General features: G+C 68.5%; 2 protein-coding genes and 1 pseudogene. All 3 read left to right on the forward strand.

The genetic code is table 11. The features are described from left to right. On the forward strand, positions 1-606 hold a 606-nt coding region (locus BIS11_RS14420; protein ID WP_301286477.1), incomplete at its 5' end, for a proton-conducting transporter membrane subunit. An 11-nt stretch (positions 607-617) separates the two neighbouring features. Then, positions 618-2,117, forward strand: a complete 1,500-nt coding sequence (locus tag BIS11_RS14425) for a proton-conducting transporter membrane subunit (protein ID WP_301283033.1) — start codon at positions 618-620, stop codon at positions 2,115-2,117. After that, a pseudogene (locus BIS11_RS14430) lies at positions 2,114-2,771 on the forward strand (hypothetical protein); the annotation flags it as partial. The gene BIS11_RS14425 and the pseudogene BIS11_RS14430, both read left to right, overlap by 4 nt.

The following is a 2,771-nucleotide window of genomic DNA, read 5'->3' on the forward strand; positions in this document are numbered from 1 at the left end:
TGGGGCGGGCTGATCGCCTGGCGGGCGCAGACCCTCAAGACCCTGGTGGCTTCCTCCACGGTGGCGCAGCTAGGCTACCTGATGGTCGCCTTTCCGCTGCTGCTGGGCCCCGGGATCGCGCCCATCGCCCAGTCACTGGCTTGGCAGGGATTCTGGTTGCAGCTGGTGGGGCATGCGTTGGCCAAGTCGGCGATGTTCCTGGCGGCGGGCAACCTGATCCTCGCCACTGGCGAGAGTTCGCTGAAGGGACTGGCCGGCACCAGTCGGCGGCTGCCGCTGTCGCTTCTGATCTTCGGCATCGCCTCGATCACCCTGATGGGCCTGCCGCCCAGCGCCGGATTCACCGCCAAGTGGCTGCTTCTGCACGCCATGGTGCTCGAGGGCCACTGGGTGGCGGTGGCGGCGCTCGTGGCGGGCACGCTCTTGACCGCGGCCTACGTGTTCCGCATGTTTCGCTACTCCTTCGATGAAACCGCGCCGCGCCACCACTACCAGCCGCTGGGGCGGGGCATGGACGCCATCGCGCTGCTACTCGCGCTGGCGGCACTGGTGATGGGGCTTCTGGCTCATCTACCGCTGGCGCTGCTGCAGGGAGGTGATGCGTGAGCGTCGAAAACATGGCGTGGCTGCCGCTGGCGGCGCTTGCGGTGTCGCTCGTCGCGGCCGTGGCGATCTTCTCCCTGCCGGAAACGGCGCGCCCGGTGCGCACCGTGATCAACCTGGGCGCGGCGGTGTGCAAGGTGGCGCTGGTCGCCTTGATGGTGGGACGCGTATCGTTAGGGTTCGAGGACACCTTCAGCTTCCAGATCATCGGCGGCATCGACTTCGTGCTGCGCGCCGACGCCCTGGGCGTGATGTTCGCCGGGCTCTCATCAATACTGTGGCTGTGTACCACGGTCTACGCCATCGGTTATCTCGAGGGCGCGGCGAACCGCAAGCGCTTCTTCGGGTTCTTCAGCCTGTGCGTCACCAGTACCCTGGGCATCGCCCTGGCGGGCAACCTTTTCACCTTCCTGATCTTCTACGAGATGCTCACGCTCTCGACCTACCCGCTGGTGGTGCACGCGGGCACCCAGAAGGCGCTGGCGGCGGGCAAGGTCTACCTGCGCTACACGCTCTCGGCGGGGGTCGTGCTGTTGCTGGGCGTGGTCCTCCTGTACAGCCTGACCGGCGATCAATCCTTCGCTTCGGAGCAGGGGCTCGACCGCTATCTCGACGACCACCGCGTGCTTCTGACGCTCGTCTTCACGCTTCTGGTGGGTGGGCTCGCGGTCAAGGCGGCGATCGTGCCGCTGCACGGCTGGCTTCCCCGAGCGATGGTGGCGCCGGCACCGGTCAGCGCGCTTTTACACGCCGTCGCCGTGGTCAAGGCGGGCGCCTTCGGGATCCTGCGCATCATCTACGATCTCTACGGCATCGAGCTGAGCGTCGAGCTGGGCGTGACCACGGTGCTCGCCGTGATCGCCTCGATCACCATCCTCTACGGCTCGCTGCGTGCGATCACCCAGGCGGAGCTCAAGCCGCGCCTGGCGTACTCGACCATCAGCCAGGTCTCCTACATCGTGCTCGGGGTGTGCCTGATCGGGCCCTTCGGCACCATCGGGGCACTGGCGCACCTGCTCAACCAGGGGTTGATGAAGGTGACGCTGTTCTTCTGCGCCGGCAGCTACGCCGAGGAGCTCGGCATCCACCGCATCGACGAGATGAACGGCGCCGGCCGACGCATGCCGCTGACCAGCCTCGCCTTCACCGTCGGGGCGCTGGGCATGATGGGGCTGCCGCCCACCGCCGGGTTCATCACCAAGTGGTACCTGGGCATCGGCGCCATCGAGGCCGAGATGCTCTGGGTGGTCGCGGTGCTGGTGGCCAGCACCCTCTTGAACGCGCTCTATTTCCTGCCCATCGTCTACCGGCTGTGGTTCTGCCAGGGCCCGGCCCACGGGGTCGGCCAATGGCCCGACGAGCAGCGCCTGGGGCGGCTCGAGACCCACGGCTGGCTGTTGTGGCCCGCCGTGTTCACGGCACTTGCAAGCCTTGGCGCGGGGCTTCTGGCGGGGCTGCCCTTCAGTCCGCTGGACTGGGCGACCCGGGTGGCGGTCGGGGAGTATCTGCCATGACCCTCGTGTTCGTGATGGCGCTCTTGTGGCCGCTGTGCGTGGCGCTGCGCAGTGCCTGGCAGCGCCTGCGCGGCTACCCGGCGCTCGACGCCGTCTGGCTGAGTGCCGCCTGGCCCGCGCTGGCGTTGGCGTTTCTGGGCGAGGGCGCGTGGCATTGGCCGGCCTGGATGCTCGGCGGGCAGTGGGCGCTCGATGACCTGAGCCGCCCCTGGCTCGCCTTCACGGCGCTTTTATGGAGCCTGGCGGCGCTGCACGCCCGGGGCTACTTCAAGGCGGCCCTGGCCCGCGCCCGGCAGGGCGACGAAGAGCAGCGCTACAAGCTGGCGCGCTTCGTGCTCCTGTGGCCGCTCACCTTCGCCGGCAACGCGCTGTTGATCGTCTCCCAGGACATCGCGAGCTTCTATCTGGGCTTTGCGCTGATGACCTTCGCCGCCTACGCCCTGGTGCTGCACGATCGCACCGCCGAGGCGCGGCGCGGCGCGCGCGCCTACCTGGTGCTGGCGGTGATCGGCGAGGGGCTGATTCTCGCCGGGCTGTTCTGGGCGGCGGGGCAGGAGCAGGCATCGACGCTCGCTGGCGTGCGCGAGGGCATCCTGGCCTCCCCCCAGGGCGTATGGATGGCGCTGCTGCTGTGGCTCGGGTTCGGGGTCAAGG

It is taken from the genome of Halomonas sp. 707D4 (genome assembly GCF_024158685.1).
Lineage (GTDB): Bacteria > Pseudomonadota > Gammaproteobacteria > Pseudomonadales > Halomonadaceae > Vreelandella.

Bases quoted from the DNA above. Each gene is read 5' to 3' on its own strand.
- BIS11_RS14425 (WP_301283033.1), top strand. From the start codon at position 618: ATGGCGTGGCTGCCGCTGGCGGCGCTTGCGGTGTCGCTCGTCGCGGCC.